The sequence below is a fragment of the Deltaproteobacteria bacterium genome (assembly GCA_029210625.1).
GTDB lineage: Bacteria > Myxococcota > Myxococcia > SLRQ01 > SLRQ01 > JARGFU01.
Window position 1 is genome coordinate 1 of record JARGFU010000043.1, and the last position, 24,232, is coordinate 24,232.

Below are 24,232 nucleotides of genomic sequence, written 5' to 3' on the forward strand. Positions count from 1 at the left end.
GCCGCAGCCGCCCTCGAGGCCGCGGCCGGGGCCGAAGGCCGCGCCGCTGCCCGCCGAGCAGGGGTTGGAGGTCGAGCGCGAGCCGCCGGCCCAGCCGCCCGGGCCGGGCGGCCCCGCCGCGCCGGGGCTGCCGCCCGGCGGGGTGACGCCCGAGCTGCCGTTGGCGCCGCCGAGATCGAGGCCGGCGTTCACGCTCAGGTCCGCCAGCGAGACCAGGGCCAGGCCGTTGCCGCCGGTGATCGCCACCGTGCTGCCCGGCGCGATGGTGAGGGAGGCGAAGTCGAAGACCCGCAGGGAGGGAGGCGCATAGCCGCCCACGCTGCCACTCTGGCTCTGGAGGAAGCTGCCGCTCGCGCCGGAGGCCACGACGGTGCCGGAGGCATCGGAGAGGGTGCCCGCCGAGGTGTCGATGAGGATCGAGCCCGAGAGCACGACGTCGCCGAGGGCGCCGGTCAACGCCTGGGTGATCGGTCCACAGGTGGGCGGGACGGCGCAGGCGGAGCAGTTCGGGCCGCCGCAGTCGACGGCGAGCTCACCGTTGTTGAGGATGCCGTCGGTGCAGCTCTCGGTGGCGCAGAAGTTCGTGGGATCGCAGTAGCCGCTGGCGCAGATCCCCGGGTCGGTGCAGGTGGTGCCGTCGGGGCAGAGCCCGCAGTTCGGCCCGCCGCAGTCGACGGCGAGCTCACCGTTGTTGAGGATGCCGTCGGTGCAGCTCTCGGTGGCGCAGAAGCTCGTGGGATCGCAGTAGCCGCTGGCGCAGATCCCCGGGTCGGTGCAGGCGGTGCCGTCGGAGCACAGGGGGCAGTTCGGCCCGGCGCAGTCGACGGAGAGCTCGCCCTGGTTCTGCACGCCATCGGCGCAGGTGGCCGCGGCGCAGAGGGAGGTCACCGGATCGCAGACCCCGCTGGCGCAGTCCGAGCCGCTGGCGCAGCCCTGGCTCTGAGTGCAGGTGCCGCAGAGGTCGCCGCCGCAGTCGGTGCCGGTCTCGTCGCCGTTCCTCACGCCGTCGGTGCAGGAGGGCGCGGCGCAGGCGGAGGAGGAGGGATCGCAGACCCCGCTCTGGCAGTCGGCCTCGCTCTGACAGGGGGTGCCGTCGGCGCAGCCCGGGCAGCCGCTCACCGCGCCGCCGCAGTCGGCGTCGCTCTCGTCGCCGTTCTTCACTCCGTCGGTGCAGGAGGCCGGCGTGGTGCAGACCTGCGAGGAGCAGGTCCCCGAGGCGCAGTCGTCGTTCTGCCGGCAGAGGCGGCCGTCGACGCAGGGCGTGCAGATCCCGCCGCCGCAGTCGATGTCGCTCTCGAAGCCGTCCTGCACACCGTTGTCGCAGGCGACGCCGCCGCCGTCGCCGCCGTCCGGGCCGCCGTCGGCGACGTCCGGCGCGGTGTCCTTGCAGCCGACAGCGAAGAGCAGGGAGAGGGCGAGGAGGAGGGGCCACGACCGACGCGAGCGCTGCATCGCCCCAATGTACCACCGGGGAGGGGCTCAAAAGACGACCCGGCCCGCCTTCATGGATAGACTCGCGCGAGCGGCGGCCGAGGCGGCGCCGCGCTCAACGCACAGGGGAGGACTTCGAGATGCCCTTCGGTATCGAGATGAAGCAGGCGAGGGACATCGCCTTCCATTACGGCCTGAAGAGTTCGGAGGCCGAGGTGTTCAAGCTCTGCTGGAAGCTCCGGCGCAGGGCCGACGAGTTCTCCAAGCGCTGGGCCGACACCCTCGATGCCGAGGTGCTCTCGGCCTACTCGCGGATGGCGGACTGGACCCGCGGGACGCCCTCCTACGCGAAGGGGCACTCCATCGTGCGCCACCGCTCCACGCCGGGGGAGCGCTACGTGATCTTCTCCGATCACCACTGGACCTGGGACGGGCACCGCCAGGACTTCTTCGGCGCCAGCGGCAACCGGGACCTCTACGTCGACGTCCTCGGCGAGTACGCCACCGAGGACTACACCCTGGTGGAGAACGGCGACGTCGAGGAGCTGATCATCTTCGAGCCGACCCTCGGCCAGATGCAGCAGCGGGTCGCGGACAACCACAACGCGCTCGAAGGCCGGCGCTTCACTCACCGCAAGCAGCTCCTCGACAAGATCCTGGGTGACACCAAGCTGCGGCCACTCTACGACGCGCTGGCCGACTTCCAGGCCCGGGGCCGCCTCGTGCGGGTGGCCGGCAACCACGACCTCGATCTGCAGGAGCCGACCTACCACGAGGCCCTCAAGCAGCGGATCCCCGGGGTGCTCAAGCCCTGCGACTACCTCTTCCTCGAGACCGCCTCGGGGGGCGGCGCGCTGCCCAAGGTCGACTACGTGATCGCCCACGGGCATCAGTTCGACAAGGCGACGACGCCCCGCTACGCGGCCTGGGTCGGGGAGACCATCAGCGAGACGATGAGCTGGGCCTACCAGGGGGCCGACCGCACCTGGCGCTGGAACGACGACGTGCGCTCCTGGGCCCTGGGGCTCACCCCCTTCCGCGGCGACCTGGTCGACGACGACTACAACCCGAAGATGGGCAACATCATCGACATCGCCGGGGCGCTCTTCGGCAACCTCCACAACCAGGCGGCCTGGGAGGCCCTCTTCAAGCACAACATCGCCTGGGAGTACTTCGAGCACGACGATCCCCAGGAGGCGATCGACAAGGAGGTGAAGACCGGGGACGAGTTCTTCAAGTTCCGGCACCTCGACGAGCTCGTGCTCAAGCAGCAGATGCTGTCCCTCTTCACCGCCGCCGAGCGGCCGGTGCTGGTGCTGGGGCACACCCACGAGGCGCGGATCTTCCAGGCGCCCACCCCGGGGGTCCAGGGCGTCAAGGCCTGCCCCTGGTACCTCAACAGCGGCGCGGCCGGACGCTTCGAGAACCTCCTCTGGGCCCTGGAGATCGACGACGGCGTCCCTCGCCTGGTCTCCTGGAGCCGCGCGCAGCCCAGGGTGGGGCCCGCCGAGCGCCGCACCTGGACCCACCTGAGCCTGCCCGACGGTCACCGCCTCGTGGCGAGCACCGCGCCGGTGCCGCTCTAAACCAGAGATCACGATTCCCGATCACGCCTGGCTTGCAGGCCGCACCCGCCTGCGGCGTCAGGCCTCGGTCACCTAGCTAAGGCTAGGCTCCCTCACCCTTCCTTGCATCCGGGCACGTCCGCGGCGCCATCCGCTGTTCGGGAATCATGATCTCTGGTTTAGACCGTCTTCAGGTCAGGAGCGCCGGGAGACGGGTGTGGCGGGCGGCCCGCTGGACGCAGGCCTGCTCGAGGCGGGCGCTCTCACCCACGATCACCGCGGCCCGCCGGGCGCGGGTGACGCCGGTGTAGAGGATCTCGCGGGCGAGGAGCTTCACCTCGACCGAGGGGAGGAGGAGGGCGACTTCCTCGTACTCGGAGCCCTGGGCCTTGTGCACCGTGATCGCCCAGGCAGGCTCGAGGTGCGCGGCGAGGCTACCCAGGGAGAAGGCTCGCAGCTCCTCGCCCCGGGAGAAGAGCGCCATCGGCGCGGGCCGCTCGTGGCCGCCGGCCGCCCGCCCCCTCACGATGAGCCCGGTGTCGCCGTTGAAGAGGCCGTGGGTGTAGTCGTTGGTGGTGACCATCACCGGGGTGCCGGGGGCGAAGAGGTCGAGGGGCTGCCCGAGGCGGGTGGCGAGGCGGCGGACGAAGTGCTGGTTGATGGCCTCGGTGCCGGTGCCCCCGGCGGGGACCCGGGTCACGCCCAGGATGCGCGCTCGATCGTGGTGCCGCAGGAGGGCGGCGAGCTCGCCGCCGGGATCCTCCACCCGGCCGGACTCACCGACCTGCACGGGCCTCCGCAGCGTCTCGGCGAGGGCCTCGGGGAGGACGAGGTGGCGGTCCTCCCAGGCTGCCAGGAAGGTCTGCCGCTCGGTCGCCGTGGCGGCGGTCAGCAGCTCGGCGCCCTGCCACGCGAGGCGGTCGACGCGATCGCGTCTGGGCAGGGCGGGGTCGTCGCCGCCGAGGAGCGCCGGGAGGTCTCCGGCGTGGAGGCCGCGGGCCGCGCGCAGGATGGCGGCGCCGGCGGGGTCGCCCTCGGACTGGCGGTGGCTCTGACTCAGCCGCCTCACGACCGCGCGGCTCCCGCTCGCCTCGCAGAGATCCCGGAGCACGGCGCCCGCGCCCACCGGGGGCAGCTGATCGGCGTCCCCCAGCAACACCAGGTGGGCGCCGGGCCGGAGGGCGCGAAGGAGGCGGTCCATCAGGTGGAGGTCGATCATCGACGCCTCGTCACAGATCACCAGGCTCGCCTCGAGTGGGTTGTTCTCGTGGTGCGCGAAGGTGTCCTGGCGCGGCCAGTAGCCCAGCAGGCGATGGAGGGTGGCGGCCGGCCGGAGGCGGGCTCGGCGCAACTCGCCGCCGCTGCGGAGCACCGCGTGGAGGCGGTCGGCCGCCTTCCCGGTGGGCGCGGTGAGGGCCACGGCCGCGAGGGCCTCGGGGCGCTCGAGCTCCAGGGCGCGGAGGAGGGTGTCGACGATGGTCGTCTTGCCGGTCCCGGGTCCGCCGGTGATCACGGTGAGGGGTGAGGAGAGGGCCGCGACGCAGGCCTCCTGCTGCTCAGGGGTGAGCCGCGGGGCGCCCGGCGGGGTCGCCGCCACGGCGCGCTCCAGCGCGGCGCGGGCGCCGGTCTCGTCCAGGCGGGTGGGGACGTCGGAGTCCGTGGCGGGACCGAGCCGGGACCGGAGGCGCTGGCCCAGCCCGGCCTCGGCCCGGTGGATGCGGCGCAGGGTGAGGGCGTCCTCGTGGAGGAGCAGGGGCCGGGGGGGATCGCCGAGGCCGCTCACCACGGCGCCGCTGCGGGTCGGGTCGTGGAGCAGCGCGCGCAGCCGGGCGAGGGCCTCGCCCTCGAGCGCCAGGGTGGTGAGGAGCTCCTCGCTGTCGAGGGGCAGCCAGGTGCTGCCCAGCTGCTGCGCGGCGAGCACCGCCGCCACCGCGCGCTGGAGGAGCTCGCGGTCCTCGGGCCGCGCCCCGGGCTGCAGGGCGGCCAGCTCCCAGGCCAGCCAGAGGCTGCCCGCGTCGAGGTCGAGGAGGGCGGCCCCCTCCAGCAGCTCGGCCGAGTGGCCGGGGGCGAGCACCCCCAGGGGTCCGGGCCGGGGGCGGATCATGCGCGGGCCTCCGAGAGCAGGCTGCGCTCCCAGACGATCAGCTCCTCCCAGGTGGGCCGCTCGAAGTAGAGCCCGCCGTCGGGATCGCCCCGGAGGTAGAGGTAGGCCAGCCCGCCGAAGCGCGCCTGGTAGTCGGCGGCGTCGCGGATGCCGAAGTGCCGCACCACCGCCAGGGTGTAGAGCCGCGCCTGCAGGGCGTAGTGGTGGGCGACGTTCTCGGCGACGGCCTCGGGCCCGTAGCCAGGGAGGCGGTTGCTCTTCCAGTCGAGGAAGAAGACCCTGCCGTCGGCCTCGAAGACGAGGTCGATGAAGCCGGTGACGAAGCCCCGCTCGACCCGGAAGGGGAGGATGTCGTCGCCGGGGTCGGCCTCGACCCCGAGAAGGTGGTGGCTGGCCTCGGGGATGGGGTAGACGAAGGCGAGCTCGGGCCGGTAGCGGGGAACGGCGCAGAGGCCCTCGGCGAGCGAGACCGCCCCGAGCTCGAGGGGGCGGCGCAGCGTGGAGTGGGTCAGGGCGAGGCCGCGCTCGGCGGCGGCGGCGCCGAGGCCGTGCTTCTCGGCCAGGCGCAGGGCCCGGGCGCGGATCCCTGGGGCCTCTGCGTAGTCCTCGAGCCGAGGGGCGGCGCGGACCTGCTCGAAGGAGGCCTCCTCGAGGAGGGCGTGGAGGAAGAGGCCGGTGCGCACTCCGCCCGGGAGGACGGCGTCGTCCATCGCCGTCTCGGGCCGGGCATCCTCCGAGTCGAGGAGCAGGGCGTCGGCGACCAGCTCCGGGGGCGCGATGCCGTCGGCGCCCCGGGACATCCGGCTGAAGGAGGTGACGATGGGCGCCTTGCGAGCCAGGCGCAGCGCCTGGTGGGCCGGGCCTGTGTCGGGCGGGAGGGTGACGGCGATCGTCGCCAGGGACGGAGGGGTCGGACGGACCGGGTCGGCGGGGTCGTGCCGTCCCATGGGGCGCAGCTCGAAGCGGGAGGCGAGTCCGGGAAGCTGCCGGAGGGCGACCAGGCGATCGTTGACGGCCCGGTAGCCGACGGTGAAGCCCAGCGGCTTCTCCTTTCCGGGGAGCGAGCCGCTGTCGAAGTCGCCGGGCTCCGCGGGCAGCGCGGCCGGGAGGATCAGCCGGGCCCGTGCCCGGGTGAGCGCGACGTAGAAGAGGCGGCGCCGCTCGGCCTCGCGCTCGTCCTCGGCGATCGCGGCGTGATCGGGGTGGCCGTGCTTTCCGAGGAAGTCTCCGGGGAGCTCGGCCCACCGCTCGATCCGGCCCTGTGCGTTCCTCTGGTGGAAGACCTGCACGCTGCCGGCCCGGGCCTTCTTGCTCGGCGTGGAGCTCGAGAAGGGGGCGAAGCCCAGGAGGACGACCGGCGCCTCGAGCCCCTTGGCCTTGTGGAGGGTGAGGATCTTCACTGCGTCGCGCTCGGTCTCGAGGCGGCGCACGTCCGCGTCGTCGACGTCGCCGCCGGCGTCCTCGGCGGCGCGCAGGGTGCGGGCGAGCTCGCCGATGGAGAGGGGCGCCTTCCGGGCCTCCTCGAGGAGCTGCTCGGAGAGGTGGAGGTAGTTGGTGAGCGCCCGCTCGTCGCCGGCCAGGGCCAGGCGCCGGCCGAGCCCGCTCTCGACCAGGATCGCCTCGAAGAGGGCCTCGAAGCGTCGCTCGGCGGCGAGCTCGCACCAGTGATCGATGCGAGCGTGGAAGGGGTGGGTCGGCGGGAGCTCGCGGGCGGCCTCGATGGAGGCCAGGGGCAGCTCGAAGAAGGGGGTGAGCCAGAGGCGGGCCCGGGCCGAGGGGTCGCGGGGCGAGGCCAGGGAAGCGAGCAGGAGACGCAGGTGGCCGGCCTCGGCGCTCTTGCCCAGTCCCTCCTGCTTGAAGAAGGCGTGGGGGATGCCCGCGGCGGCCAGGGCCTCGCCCATGTCGGCGCTCTCGTAGCGGTCGAGGCAGAGCACCATGCAGTCGCTCGGGCGCAGCCGCCGGGGCTCGGCGTCACCGCTGCGGTAGCGCAGCTCGCAGTCGGGGTGGAGGAGCCGGGTGAGCTCGTCGACCACCCCCTGCTGAACCAGCCTCAGGGTGGTGCCCTTGTTCTTCTTCCAGGCCTCGCGGTGGTCGGGGGCCGAGAGGAGGACGACCGGGGGGGCGTCGCTTCCGTCGGCGAGCAGGAGGGCGTCGTCGGGGCGGCCCACCTTTAGCGGGGGGGCCTCGAGCGCCATGGGCTCGAAGAAGGCCTCCTCGAAGAGCGGGCCGAGGACCTCGAGGAGGGAGGCGGTCGAGCGGTAGGAGGTGTCGAGGACCAGCGGGGCGTTGCCGGCGGCTTCGATCTCGTCCCGGGCCTGGCGATAGACGGGCAGGTCTCCGCCCCGGAAGCTGTAGATGGCCTGCTTGGGATCGCCGACGACCACGATCCGGTGCCCGGGGCTCTGGCCGAAGAGGCGGTCGAAGATGCTCCACTGCAGCTCGTCGGTGTCCTGGAACTCGTCGATGAGCACCCAGGAGAAGCGGCCCCTCACCTGCGCCGCGAGGTCGTCTCCCGAATCGCTCCGCAGGGCCGCGTCGAGGCGGACGAGCATGTCGTCGTAGTCGAGCAGGCCCCGGGCGAGCTTGCGGGCGCTGGCGATGGCCTGCACCTCGGGGAAGAAGCGGCCGGTGAGGTAGACGGCGGGCAGCGGCGCGTGGCGGAGGAGCGTGAAGAAGATCTCCGAGAGCCGGGCGCCCATCGGGTGTCCGAGGACCCGGGGATCCTGGAAGGCCTTCGTCAGGATCTCCAGCCGCGACTGAGAGCCACCGTCAGCGTCGTTGCACCAGTCCAGCCAGGCGGTCGACCGCAGGGCCTTCTCGTCGGTGTCGAGGCTGCGGACCAGTTCGCCCAGCCCGGTGAGGCCGGTGCGGATCAGGCCCTGCGCCTTGGCCCTGGGGCCGGGCACGCCCTTGGCCTCGAGCCAGGCCTCGATCTCGGCCGCGGTGGGGTAGTCGTCCACTGCAGCCTGGAGCGCCGCGAGGTCCCAGGTCGGCACCAGCCGGTCGCACTCGCCCTGCACGGCGTCGTGGAGCCGGGCCAGGGCCTCGAAGCCGTGCTGGTTCACGAAGGCGCGCAGGGCGAGCCCGGTGGGGTCGTCACCGTCGATTCGCTCGCGCATCAGCTCGCGCAGCACCTCGCGGGAGACCACGTGCGGCCGCACCAGGCTCTGGTCGAGAAGGAGCCGGGCCGGGAGGGCTCCGTCGCCGAGGGTCTCCTGGCAGAAGGCGTGGATGGTCCGGATGCAGGCCCGGTCGTAGGCGCGCAGCGCTCGCTCGACCATGCGCCGGGCCCGTCCGGCCCGATCGCCCTCGGCGTCGCCCAGGAGTCGCCGGGCCTCGAGCAGGCGCTGGCGCAGGCGGGTGACCAGCTCGAGCTTGGCCTTCTCGGTGTAGGTGACCACCAGCACCTTCTCGATGGGGACCTCGTCCTCGATGATCAGGCGCAGGAGGAGGTGCTCGAGGGTGTAGGTCTTGCCGGTGCCGGCGGAGGCCTCGATGCAGACCGGGCCGCGCGCCGGGAGCTTCGCCAGCAGGGCGGGCCAGGTGAGGGGCAGCGCGCCGCTCATGCCACCTCCTCGTCGTCGTCCAGCAGGCAGAGCCTCGCGAAGAGGGGCGCGAAGCGAGCCGCGATCGCGGCCATGGCGTCCTCTCCCTCCAGCCAGGGCAGGGAGAAGGGATCGGGGATCGGGCCGTAGCTGCTGCTGGGCGTCCCTCCGAAGGCGCTGCCCGCGCGCTCGCGTACCGCGGCCACCGCCGCGCGGACGGCCTCCAGCTCCACCTCCAGGTGGAGCGTGTCGTCGACCAGCTCGGAGATCACGTCCACCGGCAGCAGGTGATCGTGATCCTCGTCCAGGAGCTGCCGGGCCAGCCCCTCGAGCAGCGCCCGGGCCTCCGGGGCCTCGAGGGTCTCGAGGCCGAGGGTGACGACCGAGGTCTCGAGGGTCTCGAGCTCGAAGGCGGCGGCGAGGGCCGCAGGATCCGGATCGGGTGGGGTGTCGAAGCTCACCTTCCTCGGGGAGGCGCCCAGGAGGAGCAGCCGGCGCGGCCGAGGGGGGCACAGCTCTGCCTCGCCCGTGGCGCAGAGCAGCAGGTGGTCGAGGAGTCCGCGCAGGGCCGACCGATGGAGGCGCTTCCCGCTGATCCGGGCGGTGTCCACGGGAAGGACGATGTCGAGCCCAGGCCCCGCCAGCAGGGACGTGAGGCCGTGCAGGCGCAGCGGGCGTGCGTCCGCCCCGGAGAGCTCCAGCGCGGCGAGGCGCGGTGGGTCGACGCGCTCGCCCTCCCGCGAGCGCCCGACGTGCACCCGCCGGACGGGGCCCTCGCAGCGGGCGAAGAGGAGGGCGCGCCAGGCGAGGACCAGATCGATGTCCCGGTGCAGCGGGGCGCCGGAGAAGATCCCCCGCGGCGCGCTCGCCCGCAGGACCGCCTGCCGAACGCGCTCGATGACCCGGGCGGCCGCGTCGGTGCGGGTCGGGAGGTCGTCACGCCAGGGGAGGGCTCGCAGGGAGTCCTCCAGGGTGGAGGTGCGGAAGACGGACTCCTGGAGGCGGCTGCTGGTCAGCGGCTCGTCCTCCACCGCGGCGGCCTCGTCGTCCTCGTCTTCGCGCAAGCGCAGGCGGGCCCTCGCTGCGCCCTGCACCGGGCTGTCGAGGAAGCCCCGCAGGTTGGAGAGGGTCAGCTCCCGCAACTCGCTCACCACCCCGGGGGTGGGGCTCGCGGCCGCCGCCGGGGGGTGCGTCTCGGGGAGGCGAAGCAGGGACCAGAGCGCGGGATCATCCAGCTGCTCGAGGAGCTCACGGTGCCGGAGCCCGCGGGTGCCCTCGTGGCCCAGGGCCGCGCCGATCCGCGCGGCCTCGGCCTCGGCCCGGGCCTCGGGGAGGGTGCAGGCGGGATCCTGGTGGCGCCGCAGAGGTACCAGCTCGAAGAAGCGGCCCGCGCTCACCCGGCCGTCGTCGGCGCGGGCGGGCAGGCGGAGCGCCTCGGGGCCGAGGACGGGCTCGAGGACGTCGAGGAGGTCGAGGAGGATCGAGGAGGGCGCCAGGAGGTCGCCGGTCTTCTCGTTGCGGTAGACCCAGGAGAGCGAGAGCCGCTCGCGGGCGCAGAGCAGGGTCTCGAGGAAGGCGTGGCGATCGCGCTCGGCCGGGCTCAGGTCGCCAGCCCTCCGGGTGGCGCGGAGGTCGAGAGGATCTCGCCGGGCGGCGCCCGGAAAGATGCCCTCGCCGAGACCCAGCACGAAGATCGCCCGGAAGGGGATCGCCCGCATGGGCAGGAAGGTCGAGACCACCACGCCCTCGCTCAGGTAGGGGCCTCGCTGGTAGCTGATCGCGGCGAGGGCCTGGCCGGCGAGGCCACAGGCGGTGCGGCCGCTGACCGGGGTGCCCACCAGGTCGAGCTCGGCGAGCTCGTCGATCGCCGAGAGGATCTTCAGCTGGTCGGCCTCGTCGCCCTCGTCGTCGACCAGGAGGTAGGCCTCCATCAGGGTCCGCAGCCGCTCGGCCCACTGCCGCAGGGGCAGCGTGTCGTCGCGCAGCCGGGTGAGATCGGCGAGGAGGCTCCGGGCCAGCAGGCCGAAGGCGCGGGTGGTGCCCGGATCGGAGGCGCCCAGATCCTCGGGGGCGAGGGTGCGTCCCGCGCTCTGATAGAGGAGCTCGGGCTCGCCGCCCCGCTCGCCGCCGAGGGCCTGGCCGAGGGCGAGCCGGGTGAGCCCCTGGCTCCAGTGGGCTGCGTCGGGCCCCAGGTAGGTGCCGGCGGTGTCCCGGTCGTCGCGGCCGAAGAAGATGCCGGCGGCGTCGGCCAGCTCGGCGAAGCGCCCGGCGTCGATCTCCGAGGCGCTCCGGCCCTGACCGGCGCCCCGGTCGAAGGCCGGATGCGTCAGGAGGCCGAGGAGCTCGGCCCGGGTGAAGCGGCCGAAGGGCAGCTCGAGGAGCAGCCGGGCGGCCTGCGCCAGGGGCGCGCGGGCACCGAAGGAGAGATCGGCGGTGGTGTGGGGCAGGCGATGGTGGGCCTCGAAGACCTGCGTGATCATCGGCAGGTAGCGATCGCGCGCGGCCGGCGGGACGACCACCGCGATCTCGTGGAAGCGCAGCGGCGCACCGGGGCCCTCGGCCCCGATCAGGTGCCAGATGCGATCGGCCACCGCCTCGACCTCGCGCCGGAGGCTGGGGCAGGCGAGGGCCTGGAGGGAGGCGGGGGGACCCTCGGCCTCGCTGCCCACGAAGGGAGTGATCTCCGCCGGTCCCCTCTGCTCGAGGAGGTCGTCCTGCACCTGGTGCAGGATCGTCGCCCGGCCGGGGGAGAGGTAGTCGGCGTCCTCGTGGGCCGAGTCACCCCCGGCCACCTCTCGCAGGAGGCGCAGGTGCTCGCCGCCCGGCTTGCCCCAGAGGGCCAGGGGGAGGCAGGGCTGCTCCGCGAGGTGGAGGGGATCCTCGCCCTCGGCGTCGGCGATGGCCGGGCCCTGCAGCACGAACTCGTCCCAGTAGTGGCGCGAGGGGTTGAGGAGGTGCACCGAGATATCGACCGCCCCGGCGAGACGTTGGAAGAGGTGGTGGAAGAGCCGGCCGAAGTAGGAGACGCCGAAGACGTGGAGCGGAAAGCCGCCGGCCGGGGGCCAGAGCTCCAGGCGCGGATCGAGGATCCTCTCGGCGAGGGTGGCGTGGGGGAGGCCCCCGTCGCGCTCGGCGCTCGCGCAAAGGACACCCTCGGGGCCGTGGAGAGCCCGCCAGAGCGAGGCCTGCCAGATCAGCTCCGGTGCGAGGCCCTCGGCCTCCGGGTCCGGGGAGGCGTCCGGGGAGGTCAGCCACCGGCGGACCTGCTCCGGGCGGGTCCACTGGTGGTTCTCCATGACGCTCGAGAGCCGCTCGCTCAGCTGCACGCGCCGCAGATCGGTGGCCGCGCGGTCGAGGGCGTCGGCCTCGGGCGTCCTCCCGAAGAGGTAGTCCCGCACCGGTGAGAGCGCGGGCTCTGTGAGGCGCTCGTCGTCGTGGAAGAGGGCGAGGAGGCCAGCCCGAAGCTGAGCGCGGCCCACGATGCGGACCTCTCGGCGATCACCCGCGGCCATGGCCGCGAGGCGCTCGAGCCGGAGGAAGTCGAGTCCCGCGCTGATCCCGTGGCGCTGGGCCAGGGAGAGGTTCAGGTAGGTCTCGAGGTTCCGATTGGGGACGACGATCGTCACCGGATCGAGGACGTGCCCCACCCGCCGCTGCGCGTCGATGCGGCCGGCGAGGATCTCGACCAGCTTCTCGGTGCGGTTGGAGTGAAGGAGCTCGAGCACGCGCCCGTCCTTAAAGCACAGGGGTCTGACAACGGGGGACGGGTCCGGTAAAGACTCGGGCTTCCATGACGGAGAACGAAGACGAGACGACCGGCGTCCGGGAGCTGCGGCCCCTGCCGCACTTCCGCTACGGGCCGGCGGCCCTGGTCCTGGCCGGCCTGCTCCTCGACCTGGCGCTCTACTCCTCCCTCGGGCCCCTGGCCCTGCCGATGCTGCTGGGCCTGGGCGCCGGAGCGGTGATCGTCCTGCCCTTCGCCCGGCACGGCGGCCTCTGGGCCGACGAGGCGGGGCTGGAGGTGCGCTCCCTGATGGCCGGGCGCCGCATCCCCTGGGATCGGATCGAGCAGATCCACTTTCACGAGCGGCGCCAGGCGATCTGCCTGCACCTGAAGGCCCCCGAGGATCCCGAGGCCCTCGATCTGGCCGGCGACCCCCGGCCGAAGCCGCTCCAGTTCTTCAACTGGTACGGCCTCGAGACCGGGCAGCTGATCGCCTGGCTCACCCCGCCGGGGGGCCTGGTGGAGCCCGACCCCGCGGCCGGGCCCCCGAGCTGCGAGGGCTGAACCCCTAGAAGTTGGTCCCGGCCTCGGTGCCGGTGAGGCCGTCCGAGCCGTCTACCGAGAGGGAGAGGCCGCCGCCGCCGCCGGCGCCGCCGCCGCCGGCGCCGCCGCCGCCGGAGAGGGTGTAGGTGTTGCCGGTGCGGATGGCGTTCAGGCTCACGCCGCCCTGGCCGGCCGCGAAGATGCCGTAGGCGACGCCGCCGCAGCCACCGCCGCCGCCGCCGCCGGAGCCACCGTTGCCGCCCTCGCCGCCGCGGCCGGCGCCGCTCGCGCACCACTCCCTGGTACCAGCCTGACCCTCGATGCCGCCGGCCCCGCCGGTGCCGCCGATGCCGCCGAAGCCGCCGTTGCCGCCGCTGCCGCCGGTTCCACCGAGGCCGGTGTTGATGGTGTTGCCGGTGATCACCGGCACGGAGGTCGGGGCCGAGGTGAAGGCCAGGTAGATGCCGAAGGAGCCGCCGCCCGTGTCCCCACCGCCGCCGCCGCCGCCGCCGCAGCCGCCCGAGCCGCCGCCGCCGCCCGAGGCGCCGACATCGTGGTCTCCTTCGCCGGTGCAGTTGATGAGCTCGACACCGCCGCCAGCGCCGCCACCACCGCCCCCCGAGCCGGGTCGGCCGGTGAAGCCGGGACCGCCGATGATGCCGTGCCAGCGAGTGCCGGAGACCGTGCCGTCGGTGTTGGTGCAGCCCGAGCCACCGTTGCCGCCGCCTCCATTTCCGCCATTGGTGGCGGGGCTACCCGTTGCCTCCTCGCTGCTGGGCGGCTCGTAGCAGGCGCAGCCTGTGCCGTCGTTGTACTGGAGCTTGTCCCAGCCGGTGATCCCGCCCGTCCCCGGGGAGAGGCCAAGCCCCGGCGAACCGTCCATGGCGGCCGCCGGGCTCTGGGTGAAGGGGTTCGAGAGCGGCTGGGCACCAGACTCGTCGTAGTCGGGGCAGTAGCTGGCGCCGCCCACGCCACCCGAGACGTCGGTGCTCCCACAGACCAGCGCGCCGCCGCTTCCGCCCGCGTCGACCACCACCGTCGCTCCGGCATTGTTCGGACAGGTCCGGTCGTCATGGGCGTTGACTCCGGCGCTGCCATCGACACCGTTCAGCCCGGTCGCACCGTCGAGGCCGTCGGCGCCCGGGCCGCCGTCGCCGGCGTAGATCAGGTTGTCGCGGATGGTGAGGTTGCCGTTGCAGTCCTGGACGTAGATGCCGTAGCTGTTCCCGGCGACGCCGGTGGAGATCTCACCGAAGATCACGAAGCCCGAGAACTCGGTGGGGACCGTGATGCCGACGGCCTTCACCACCGACCGGTCGTCGGGCGTGGCCACCGGCCCGCCCACGCCGTAGACGACGGTGGTGTTGGCCGCGACGTTCCGGGCCCAGGTGGTGGGGTTCCAGCCGCCCAGGACGTCGATGCCCGGGGCGAGGGTGAAGTTCTCGTAGTAGGCGCCGCCGCTGACCCGCACCCGGAGCTGGCCGCCGCTGACGGCCTGGCTGATGCCGTAGGTGATGGTGGCGCAGGGGGCGCCGGCCCCGCCGCAGGAGGGGCTGTCCGCGCCGCCGTTGCCGGGGGTCGAGACGTGGAGGGCCGAGGGGTCGCTCTGGAACTCGCAGCCGTCGTCCGGCACGCCGTTCATGTCGTAGTAGTCGAAGGTGCCGTCGCAGGAGGGGTGGGTGTCCCCGATGGTGCAGCAGGTCATCTCGCAGCCCGGTGACCCGGCCAGGCCCGTGGGGTCGCAGGTGCCGTAGGCGTTCGCGTAGTCGAAGATCACCGTGCAGTCGGTGAAACAGTTCCCGCAGGCGGTCGCCACGTCGTAGACGCCGCTCGAGGCGTTGACGAAGCCGTTGTCGGTGGTGCCGTCACAGTCGTCGTCGAGGTGGTTGCAGACCTCGGTGAGGGGCGTCCCGGGCGGGGCGGAGCAGACCGTCGGGCCGGCCGGATCGGCGGCGTCGCAGATCGAGACCCCTGCGGCGAAGCAGGCGCCGGTGCCGCTCGTGCAGCTCTGGCCCTTGTCCGCCCAGATCGCCTCCTCGTCGGTGGAGCCGTCGCAGTCGTCGTCGAGGCCGTTGCAGACCTCGGCGCTCACGCCGCCCGGCGTCGCCGAGCAGACGGTGGGGCCAGTCGGGTTCCCGGTGTCGCAGATCCGCACGCCGGGCTGCGCGCAGACGCCCTGACCCGAGAGGCAGCCCTGGCCCAGGTCGGTCCAGTCCGGGCCCTCGTCGGTCTGCCCGTCGCAGTCGTCGTCGAGGCGGTTGCAGACCTCGATGTTCCCGGTGCCCGCGCCGACCGAGCAGACCGGGGGCCCGGCGGGGTTCGCCGTGTCGCAGACCATCAGGCCCACGTTCTCGCAGACGCCGCTGCCCGCCTGGCAGAGGTCGCCGAGGGTCGCCCAGGTGGCGTCCTCGTCGGTGGAGCCGTCGCAGTCGTTGTCCACCCGGTCGCAGACCTCGGCGGTCGGGGTGCCGGCCACGGCGTTGCAGACCGTGGGGCCGGCCGGGTCGGTGGGGTCGCAGAGCAGCACGCCAGTGCGCTGGCAGGCGCCCATGCCGCGCGAGCAGAGGCTGCCCTTGTCGGCCCAGGTGGCGCCCTCGTCGGTCTGCCCGTCGCAGTCGTCGTCGAGGCCGTTGCACTCCTCGGGCCGGCCGACGTTGCGCAGCGCCGCCGAGCAGATGGTGGGCCCGGCGGGGTTGGCGGGATCGCAGAGGCGGATGCCCGCCGACTCGCAGATGCCCAGGCCCGAGGTGCAGACCTCGCCCTTGTCGGCCCAGAGGGCGTCCTCGTCGGTCTGGCCGTCGCAGTCGTCGTCGACGCCGTTGCAGACCTCGGGCACCGCGGCGAGGGGGGTGGCGTTGCAGATCGTGGGGCCGGTGGCGTCGGCCGGATCGCAGACCATCAGGCCCGGCTGCCGGCAGGAGCCCTCGCCGTTGACGCAGACCGTGCCCTTGTCGGTCCAGGCGGCGTCCTCGTCGGTGTCGCCGTCGCAGTCGTTGTCCGTCCCGTCACAGACATCGGGGACCGGCGGGCCAGCGACCGCGTCGCAGATGGTGGCGGCGTTCGGGTCGAGGGGATCGCAGACGTAGATCCCCACCCCGACGCAGCCGCCCTGCACGGCCCGGCAGACCTCGTTGAGGTTCGACCACTGGGGTTCCTCGTCGGTCTGGCCGTCGCAGTCGTCGTCGACGCCGTTGCAGATCTCGGTGTCCCCGGTGCCCGGGGTGCCGGAGCAGACCAGCGGCCCGAGGCGGTTGGTCTCGTCGCAGATGAAGACGCCCGCGGCCTGGCAGGCGCCCTGGCCGACGAAGCAGGTCTCTCCCTTGTCGACCCAGGCGTCGTCCTCGTCGGTCTGCCCGTCGCAGTCGTCGTCGACGCCGTTGCAGACCTCCGCCGGACAGCGGCCGAGGCCGCCGCCGTCGTCGCAGGAGCAGCCGTGGATGGAGGCAAGGGGGAGGGCACACGCCAGCAACCAGCCGGCGAGGGTGATGCGCTTCATGCTCTGAGTCCTGTGCGAGAGTACGACCTGTCGGGAGCCGTGAATCAGAAGTTCGTGTCGGCCTCGGTGCCGGTCAGGCCGTCCGAGCCGGCGACCGAGAGCGAGAGCCCGCCCTCGCCGCCGGAGCCACCTCCGCCCGCGAGGGAGTAATTGTTGCCGGTGCGGATGGCGTTGAGGTTCACGCCGCCCTGGCCGGTGGCGAAGATGCCGTAGGAGACGCCACCACAGCCGCCGCCGCCGCCGCCGCCGGAGCCGCCGTTGCCGCCTTCGCCGCCGCGGCCGCCGCCGCCCGCGCACCACGCGGTGGAGCCGGCCTGGCCCTCGAGGCCCCCGAGGCCGCCGGTGCCGCCGATGCCACCGAAGCCGCCGTTGCCACCCCGGCCGCCGGAGCCGCCGAGCCCGGTGTTGATGGTGTTGCCGGTGATCACCGGCACCGAGGCCGGCACCGAGTTGAAGGCCAGGTAGATGCCGAAGGAGCCGCCGCCCGTGTCACCGCCGGCACCGCCGCCGCCGCCGCAGCCACCCGAGCCGCCGCCGCCGCCGGAGCCACCCACGTCGCTGTCACCGTCGGTGTTGCAGTTGTAGTTCTCGACGCCGCCGCCGGCGCCGCCGCCGCCGCCACCCGAGCCGGGCTGCCCGCCGAAGCCGGGCCCGCCGCTCAAGCCCTGCCAGCGGATGCCGGAGACCGTGCCGTCGGTGGAGGTGCAGCCGCTCCCACCGTTGCCGCCGAACCCGTTGCCGCCGTTGGCGGCGGGGGCGCCGGTCGGCTCGTTGGGATCCGGCGGCTGGTAGCAGGTGCAGGAGGGCGGGGTGCCCGACTTGTACATGAAGGCATCCCAGCCGGTGATGCCGCCGGCCCCGGGGTTCGGCCCCAAGCCGTCGGTCCCGTCCATCGCGGCCACCGGATACTGATCCGTCGGGTTGGAGGCGGGCTGAGCGCCGGACTCGTCGAAGTCGGGACAGTAGCTGGCGCCGCCCTGGCCGCCGGTGACGTTGGTGCCCAGGCAGCTGAGCGCGCCGCCGGCGCCGCCGAGATCGATCTGCATGTTCGAGCCCGCGAGGTTGGTCGGGCAGGTGGCCTCGTCCCTCGCCGCGACGCCCGGGTTTCCGTCGAGGCCGCTGGTGCCGGTGGCGCCGTCCAGGCCGTCATCACCGGGACCGCCGTCGCCGGCGTAGATCAGGTTGTCCCGGATGGTCAGGCTGTTGTCGGAGTCCTCGACGTAGATGCCGTAGCTGTTCCCGCCGACGCCGGTGGAGATCTCGCCGAAGATCACGAAGCCCGAGAACTCGGTCGGCGAGGTGATGTCGAACGCACGGACCACCGCCCGGTCGTCAGGGGTCGCCACCGGGCCGCCCACGCCGTAGATGACGGTGGTGTTGGCCGCGACGTTGCGGGACCAGGTGGTGGGGTTGTAGCCGCCCAGGACGTCGATGCCCGCGACCAGATCGAAGTTCTCGTAGTAGGCGCCGCCGCTGACGCGCACCCGCAGCTGGCCGCCGCTGAAGGCCTGGCTGATGCCGTAGCCGATGGTGGCGCAGGGGTTGCCCGAGGTGCCGCAGGAGGGGCTGTCGGCGCCGCCGTTGCCCGGGGTCGAGACGTGGAGGGCCGAGGGGTCGTTCTGGAACTCGCAGCCGTCGTCCGGCACGCCGTTCAGATCGAAGTAGTCGAAGAGGCCGTCGCAGGCCGGGTTGGTGTCGGCGACGCCGCAGCAGTTCATCTGGCAGACCGGGGCGCCGCTGGCGTCGCAGGTGCCGTAGGCGTTCGGGTAGGCGAAGATGGTGGTGCAGTTGGTGTAGCAGTTGCCGCAGGCGGTGTTCTGGTCGTACTTGCCGGTGGCGCCGTTGAGGTAGCCCTCGTCGGTGGTGCCGTCGCAGTCGTTGTCCAGCTGGTCGCAGGTCGTCTCGTTGCCCTCGTACTCGGGGCCGTACTGCGCCGCGCCGCAGACGGTCCAGGCGCCGCCGGAGCACGCGGCCATGGCGCCGCCGCAGACGCCGGTCTGGTTCGCGCAGGGCTGGCTCGGCAGGCCGTTGTCCTCGAGGCCGTCGCAGTCGTTGTCGAGGCCGTCGCAGGAGAGCTCGGTGGGCTGGTAGTCGGTGCCGTACTCGGGGCCGGTGCAGGCCCGCCAGCCCAGGGAGCCGCCGCAGCTCTGCACCGAGCCCTTGCAGACGCCGTCCTGCTCGACGCAGTCGGGCGCCGCCAGGCCGTCGTCGACGCTGCCGTCGCAGTCGTCGTCGAGGCCGTTGCAGAGCTCGGTGCCGGGGAGGCCGGCGTTGGCCGAGCAGACGGTGGGGCCGGCGGGGTTGGCGGTGTTGCAGATCAGGATGCCGGCGGCCTCGCAGATGCCCTGGCCGGTGCTGCAGCTGGTGCCCTTGTTGGCCCAGGAGATCTCGTCGGTGGAGCCGTCGCAGTCGTTGTCGAGATCGTCGCAGACCTCGGCGGTGGGCGCGCCCGGGGTGGCGGAGCAGACGGTGGGGCCGGCGGGGTTGCCGGTGTCGCAGACCTTGATGCCGGGCTGGGCGCAGACGCCGCTGCCGGAGACGCAGCCGGTGCCCTTGTCGGGCCAGGAGATCTCGTCGGTGGAGCCGTCGCAGTCGTCGTCGAGGCCGTTGCAGACCTCGGCGCTGCCGCCGCCGGCGGTGACCGAGCAGACGGTGGGGCCGCCGGGGTTGCCGCTGTCGCAGACCTTGAAGCCGGTCACCTCGCAGGCGCCGATGCCGTCGGTGCAGAGGGTGCCCTTGTCGGCCCAGACGATCTCGTCGGTGGAGCCGTCGCAGTCGTCGTCGAGGTTGTTGCAGACCTCGCTGCCGGGGGCGCCGGCGGTCGCCGAGCAGACGGTGGGGCCGGCGGGGTTGCCGGTGTCACAGACCCGGGTGCCGGTGGCGGCGCACTGGCCCTGGCCCGAGGTGCAGACCGTGCCCTTGTCGGCCCAGGCGATCTCGTCGGTGGAGCCGTCGCAGTCGTCGTCGAGGCCGTTGCAGACCTCGGTGCCCGGCGCCAGGGGCGAGGCGGAGCAGACGGTGGGGCCGCTGGGGTTGCCGCCGTCGCAGATCCGCTGGCCGGTGACGGAGCACTGGCCGGCGCCCGCGGTGCAGAGGGTGCCCTTGTCGGCCCAGGCGATCTCGTCGGTCTGGCCGTCGCAGTCGTCGTCGAGGTTGTTGCAGGTCTCGATGCCCGGCGGCAGCGCGGTGGCGCTGCAGACGGTGGGGCCGGCGGGGTTGGCGGTGTCGCAGATCCGCTGGCCGGTGACGGAGCACTGGCCGTTGCCGTCGGTGCAGAGGGTGCCCTTGTCGGCCCAGGTGATCTCGTCGGTCTGGCCGTCGCAGTCGTCGTCGAGGTTGTTGCAGACCTCGGCGCCGGGGGCGCCGGGCGTCGCCGAGCAGACGGTGGGGCCGGCGGGGTTGCCGGTGTCACAGGTCCGCACGCCGTAGGCCTCGCAGGTGCCGCTGCCGACCACGCAGACCGTGCCCTTGTCGGCCCAGACGATCTCGTCGGTGGAGCTGTCGCAGTCGTTGTCGAGGCCGTCGCAGACCTCGCTGCCGGGGGCGCCGGCGGTGACCGAGCAGACGGTGGGGCCGCCGGGGTTGCCGGTGTCGCAGACGCGCACGCCGGTCTGCTGGCAGGTGCCGGTGCCCTCGGTGCAGATGGTGCCCTTGTTGGCCCAGAGGATCTCGTCGGTCTGGCCGTCGCAGTCGTTGTCGAGGCCGTCGCAGACCTCGGAGCCGGGGGCGCCGGGCGTCGCGGAGCAGACGGTGGGGCCGGTGGGGTCGCCGGTGTCGCAGACGCGCACGCCGCTGGCGGCGCACTGGCCGTTGCCGGCGGTGCAGCCGACGCCCTTGTCGGCCCAGGTGGCGCCCTCGTCGGTGGAGCCGTCGCAGTCGTCGTCGAGGCCGTTGCAGACCTCGACGCCCGGCGTGCCGATGATGGCGGAGCAGACGGTGGGGCCGCCGGGGTTGGCGGTGTCGCAGATCTTGGTGCCGGAGGTCTCGCAGGTGCCCGCGCCGTTGGTGCAGACCGTCCCCTTGTCGGACCACTGGGCGTCCTCGTCGGTGAGGCTGTCGCAGTCGTTGTCGAGGCCGTCGCAGACCTCGACGCCGGGGGTGCCCATGGTCACCGAGCAGACGGTGGGGCCGCCGGGGGTGCCGGTGTCGCAGACCCGCACGCCGCTGGCGGCGCACTGACCGGTGCCGACGGTGCAGGAGCTGCCCTTGTCGGCCCAGAGGATCTCGTCAGTCTGGCCGTCGCAGTCGTCGTCGAGGCCGTTGCAGATCTCGGCCCCGCCGCTGCCGGCGACCGCCGAGCAGACCGTGGCGCCCGAGGGGTTGGCGGTGTCGCAGACCAGCACGCCGACCACCTCGCAGGTGCCGACGCCGTCGGTGCAGACGTCACCCTTGTCCAGCCAGATGGCGTTCTCGTCGGTCTGACCGTCGCAGTCGTCGTCGAGGCCGTTGCAGACCTCGGTGCCCGGTGTGCTGGGCGTCGCCGAGCAGACGGCCGGGCCGCTGGGGTTGGCGGCGTCGCAGACGAAGAGGCCGCCGGTGGCGCACTGGCCGGTGCCGGCCTGGCAACTCTGGCCCTTGGTGGCCCACTGGGCGTCCTCGTCGGTGGAGCCGTCGCAGTCGTCGTCGAGGCCGTTGCAGATCTCGGTGCCCGCGGCGCCGGGGGTGGCCGAGCAGATGGTCGGGCCCGCCGGGTTCGCGGGGTCGCAGCCCCGGGTGCCGGTGGTGGTGCACTGGCCCACGCCGCTGGTGCAGATGGCGCCCTTGTCGGTCCAGAGGGCGTCCTCGTCGGTGAGGCCGTCGCAGTCGTCGTCGAGGCCGTTGCAGACCTCGACGCCCGCGGCGCCCGGGGTCGCCGAGCAGACGGTGGGGCCGGCGGGGTTGGCGGTGTCGCAGCGCAGGGTGCCCGAGGCCTGGCAGATGCCCTGGCCCACGGTGCAGACCGTTCCCTTGTCGGCCCAGGTGGCGTCCTCGTCGGTCTGGCCGTCGCAGTCGTCGTCCAGGGCGTTGCAGACCTCGGTGCCGGTGGCGCCCGCGGTGGCGCTGCAGAGGAGCGGGCCGCCGGGGTTGGCGGTGTCGCAGCCCAGGGTGCCGGTGGCCGCGCACTGGCCGGTGGAGACGGTGCAGACCTGGCCCTTGTCGGTCCAGGCCGGATCCTCGTCGGTGGAGCCGTCGCAGTCGTCGTCGAGGCCGTTGCAGACCTCGGCGCCGCCGCCGCTGGCGCCCACCGAGCAGGCGGTGGCGCCCGCGGGGTTGGCGGTGTCGCAGACCTTCACGCCGACGTTCTCGCAGGCCCCGATGCCCACCCGGCAGATGTTGCCGAGGTCGAGCCAGAGGGCGTCCTCGTCGGTGTTGCCGTCGCAGTCGTTGTCCACCCGGTCACAGACCTCGGCGGAGGGCGTGCCCTCGATGGCGTTGCAGATGGTGGGGCCGGCGGGGTTCGTCGGATCGCAGGAGAGCACGCCGGTGCGCTGGCAGGCGCCCAGCCCGCGGGAGCAGAGGCTGCCCTTGTCCGCCCAGGTCGCGTCCTCGTCGGTCTGGCCGTCGCAGTCGTCGTCGAGGCCGTTGCAGGTCTCGAAGGTGCCGGTGGTGGACTGGCTCGCGGAGCAGACGGTGGGGCCCGCGGGGTTGGCCGGATCGCAGAGGCGGATGCCGGGGGTCTCGCAGATGCCCAGGCCCGAGGTGCAGACCGCGCCCTTGTCGGCCCAGAGGGCCTCCTCGTCGGTCTGGCCGTCGCAGTCGTCGTCGACGCCGTTGCAGATCTCGATGCTCTCGGCGGCCGGGACCGCGTTGCAGATGGTCGGGCCGGTGGAGTCGGAGGGATCGCAGACCTTCAGGCCGGGGCGCTGGCAGGTGCCGATGCCGTTGGTGCAGACCGCGCCGATGTCGGTCCAGTCGGTGCCCTCGTCGGTGTTACCGTCGCAGTCGTTGTCGCGGCCGTCGCAGATCTCGGTCGTGGGGGGGCCGGCGACGGCGTCGCAGATGGTCGCGGCGTTCGGATCGAGGGGATCGCAGATGAAGATGCCCACGCCCTCGCAGCCGCCCTCGACGACGCGGCAGACCTCGTTGAGGTTCGACCACTGGGGCTCCTCGTCGGTCTGGCCGTCGCAGTCGTCGTCGACGCCGTTGCAGATCTCGGTCTCGCCGGTGCCCGGGGCGCCGGAGCAGACCAGGGGACCGGTCCGGTTGGTCTCGTCGCAGATGAAGACGCCGGCGGCGGAGCAGGCGCCGAGGCCCACGAAGCAGGTCTCGCCCTTCTGGCTCCAGTCCGGGCCGCCCTCGGGGCCCTCGTCGGTCAGTCCATCGCAGTCGTCGTCGACGCCGTTGCAGATCTCATCGGGGCAGTTTCCGAGGCCTCCGCCTCCGTCGCAGCTACAGCCGCCGGACCCCCAGACGATGAACGAAAGACAGACGACTCCAGCGACGACCAGATTGCGACCCATGTTCTCTCCCAGGCGAGCGGCCCCCCGAATGATTCCCCCCCGGGGATGGGCCCGCTTCCGCCAGGTATTTCAGCACGTTCGAGTGCCAGTTCGCCACCGAACAAACCGTGCAGGGGTTCGGGCGATGACCTATCCTCTCCCAGAACGCGGCTACTACCTGCCGAGAACGGAGTCCGCAATGGCAAAGATCGCTCTCTACCCCCTCCTCCTGGGCCTCGCGCTCACCTTCCTCCCCGGCTGCCGGACCACCGCCACCCAGCGGCTGGGCGCGCCGCCCCTCACGACCGTCGCGTCGGTGGACCTCCAGCGCTACCTCGGCACCTGGTACGAGATCGCCGCCTTCCCCCAGTCCTTCCAGAAGGGCTGCACGGCGACCACCGCCAACTACAGCCTGGCGCCCGAGGGGCACATCGTGGTGGTGAACCGCTGCCGCCGCGGCGGGCTCGAGGCGAAGGAGGACGAGGCGAAGGGCCGGGCGCGCGTCGTCGACCCGGAGACCAACGCCCGCCTGGAGGTCAGCTTCTTCCGGCCCTTCTGGGGCGACTACTGGATCATCGACCTGGGCGCCGACTACGAGTACGCCGTCGTCGGGCACCCCGGCCGCGACTACCTCTGGATCCTCTCCCGGCAGCCCTGGCTGGAGGAGGCGGTCTACGCCGGCATCCTCGAGCGGCTGAAGGCGCAGCACTACGAGCTCGAGCGGCTGGTGAAGACCCTCCACCCGCCCCGGCCCGAGGCCGAGACCGAGACCGAGTCAGAGGCCACACCCCCCGAGGTCGGCTCGCCGCTCTAGCGCAGGCCGATCGCGGCGCGCTCGTCGTCGCGCAGGATCCGGGGATCGACCACCGGCTTCTTCGAGGCGCGATCGAAGAAGGGCGAGGGCCAGGCGTTGCCCCGCAGGTAGTCCAGGGACATCCCGGCCAGGGTCTTCAGGACGAGGGAGGCCGACCCCTTGGGGTGCGCCGCGGGGTGGGGATCCTTCGCGTGCCGGCCGTGGACCCGGTAGCGCACCGGCCCGAAGCCCGGCTCGCGCTCGCCGTCCAGGAAGAGGTGGGGCATCCCCAGCCAGGGCACCCAGGCCTGCTCCACCGTGTTGGCGATGGGGGTCTGGCAGCACTGGGCGTGGAAGCGCATCGCCCCCTTCGCGGTGAGGCGCAGGCAGCGCAGGTGCTCCTGCCCGGTGAGCAGCCGGATCTGCGAGGGCGCGAACTGGTAGACGTGGGTGCCCTGCTGCGCGTCGAGGAGCTCGTCCTCCCGGCCGAGGTGCTTCGCGTAGGCCTGGCACCACCGGCAGTAGCAGACGATCCGGTAGAGCTCCTTCACGTTCGTCGCGACGCCGGTCATCGCGCCGCAGCGGCACTTCAGGGGGATCTCGGTGGGCATC

10 protein-coding genes are annotated in these 24,232 nt (G+C 73.2%); 3 read left to right on the plus strand and 7 right to left on the minus strand.

The window, feature by feature from the left end:
• Positions 1 to 1,452 (minus strand): hypothetical protein (locus P1V51_23820; protein MDF1566083.1); only part of this gene is annotated, 1,452 nt, incomplete at its 3' end.
• 119 nt (positions 1,453 to 1,571) lie between these two features.
• Between P1V51_23820 and P1V51_23825 the strand changes: the two genes are divergently transcribed.
• Positions 1,572 to 3,017, plus strand: a complete 1,446-nt coding sequence (locus P1V51_23825; protein MDF1566084.1) for a hypothetical protein — start codon at positions 1,572 to 1,574, stop codon at positions 3,015 to 3,017.
• Between the two features lie 169 nt (positions 3,018 to 3,186).
• Here P1V51_23825 and recD read toward each other — a convergent pair whose 3' ends face one another.
• The 3 genes from recD to P1V51_23840 are packed head-to-tail and all read right to left on the minus strand — an operon-like array spanning position 3,187 to position 12,370.
• Positions 3,187 to 5,100, minus strand: a complete 1,914-nt coding sequence (gene recD / locus P1V51_23830) for an exodeoxyribonuclease V subunit alpha (protein ID MDF1566085.1) — start codon at positions 5,098 to 5,100, stop codon at positions 3,187 to 3,189.
• Positions 5,097 to 8,666, minus strand: a complete 3,570-nt coding sequence (locus P1V51_23835) for a UvrD-helicase domain-containing protein (GenBank protein ID MDF1566086.1) — start codon at positions 8,664 to 8,666, stop codon at positions 5,097 to 5,099. Before P1V51_23835 ends, recD begins: the two co-directional genes overlap by 4 nt.
• Positions 8,663 to 12,370, minus strand: a complete 3,708-nt coding sequence (locus P1V51_23840; GenBank protein ID MDF1566087.1) for an exodeoxyribonuclease V subunit gamma — start codon at positions 12,368 to 12,370, stop codon at positions 8,663 to 8,665. The genes P1V51_23835 and P1V51_23840 overlap by 4 nt, the downstream gene beginning before the upstream one ends.
• Before the next feature lie 65 nt (positions 12,371 to 12,435).
• Between P1V51_23840 and P1V51_23845 the strand changes: the two genes are divergently transcribed.
• On the plus strand, positions 12,436 to 12,933 hold the full coding sequence (locus P1V51_23845; protein MDF1566088.1) for a PH domain-containing protein: 498 nt from the start codon (positions 12,436 to 12,438) through the stop codon (positions 12,931 to 12,933).
• A 4-nt stretch (positions 12,934 to 12,937) separates the two neighbouring features.
• Here the strand turns inward: P1V51_23845 and P1V51_23850 are convergent, their stop codons facing one another.
• Positions 12,938 to 16,408 (minus strand): MopE-related protein, encoded by a 3,471-nt coding sequence (locus tag P1V51_23850; protein ID MDF1566089.1) that lies wholly within the window; start codon positions 16,406 to 16,408, stop codon positions 12,938 to 12,940.
• Between the two features lie 44 nt (positions 16,409 to 16,452).
• The gene (locus P1V51_23855) at positions 16,453 to 22,848 is read right to left on the minus strand and encodes a MopE-related protein (protein ID MDF1566090.1); all 6,396 of its coding nucleotides are present in this window, start codon (positions 22,846 to 22,848) and stop codon (positions 16,453 to 16,455) included.
• Between the two features lie 178 nt (positions 22,849 to 23,026).
• Here P1V51_23855 and P1V51_23860 point away from each other — a divergent pair, with 178 nt between their 5' ends.
• Complete coding sequence (locus tag P1V51_23860; protein ID MDF1566091.1) at positions 23,027 to 23,641, plus strand: lipocalin family protein; 615 nt, start codon at positions 23,027 to 23,029, stop codon at positions 23,639 to 23,641.
• On the opposite strand, the gene P1V51_23865 is transcribed toward P1V51_23860, so the two are convergent.
• Positions 23,638 to 24,231, minus strand: a complete 594-nt coding sequence (locus tag P1V51_23865; protein ID MDF1566092.1) for a DUF6151 family protein — start codon at positions 24,229 to 24,231, stop codon at positions 23,638 to 23,640. The genes P1V51_23860 and P1V51_23865 overlap by 4 nt on opposite strands.
• Position 24,232 lies beyond the last annotated feature (1 nt).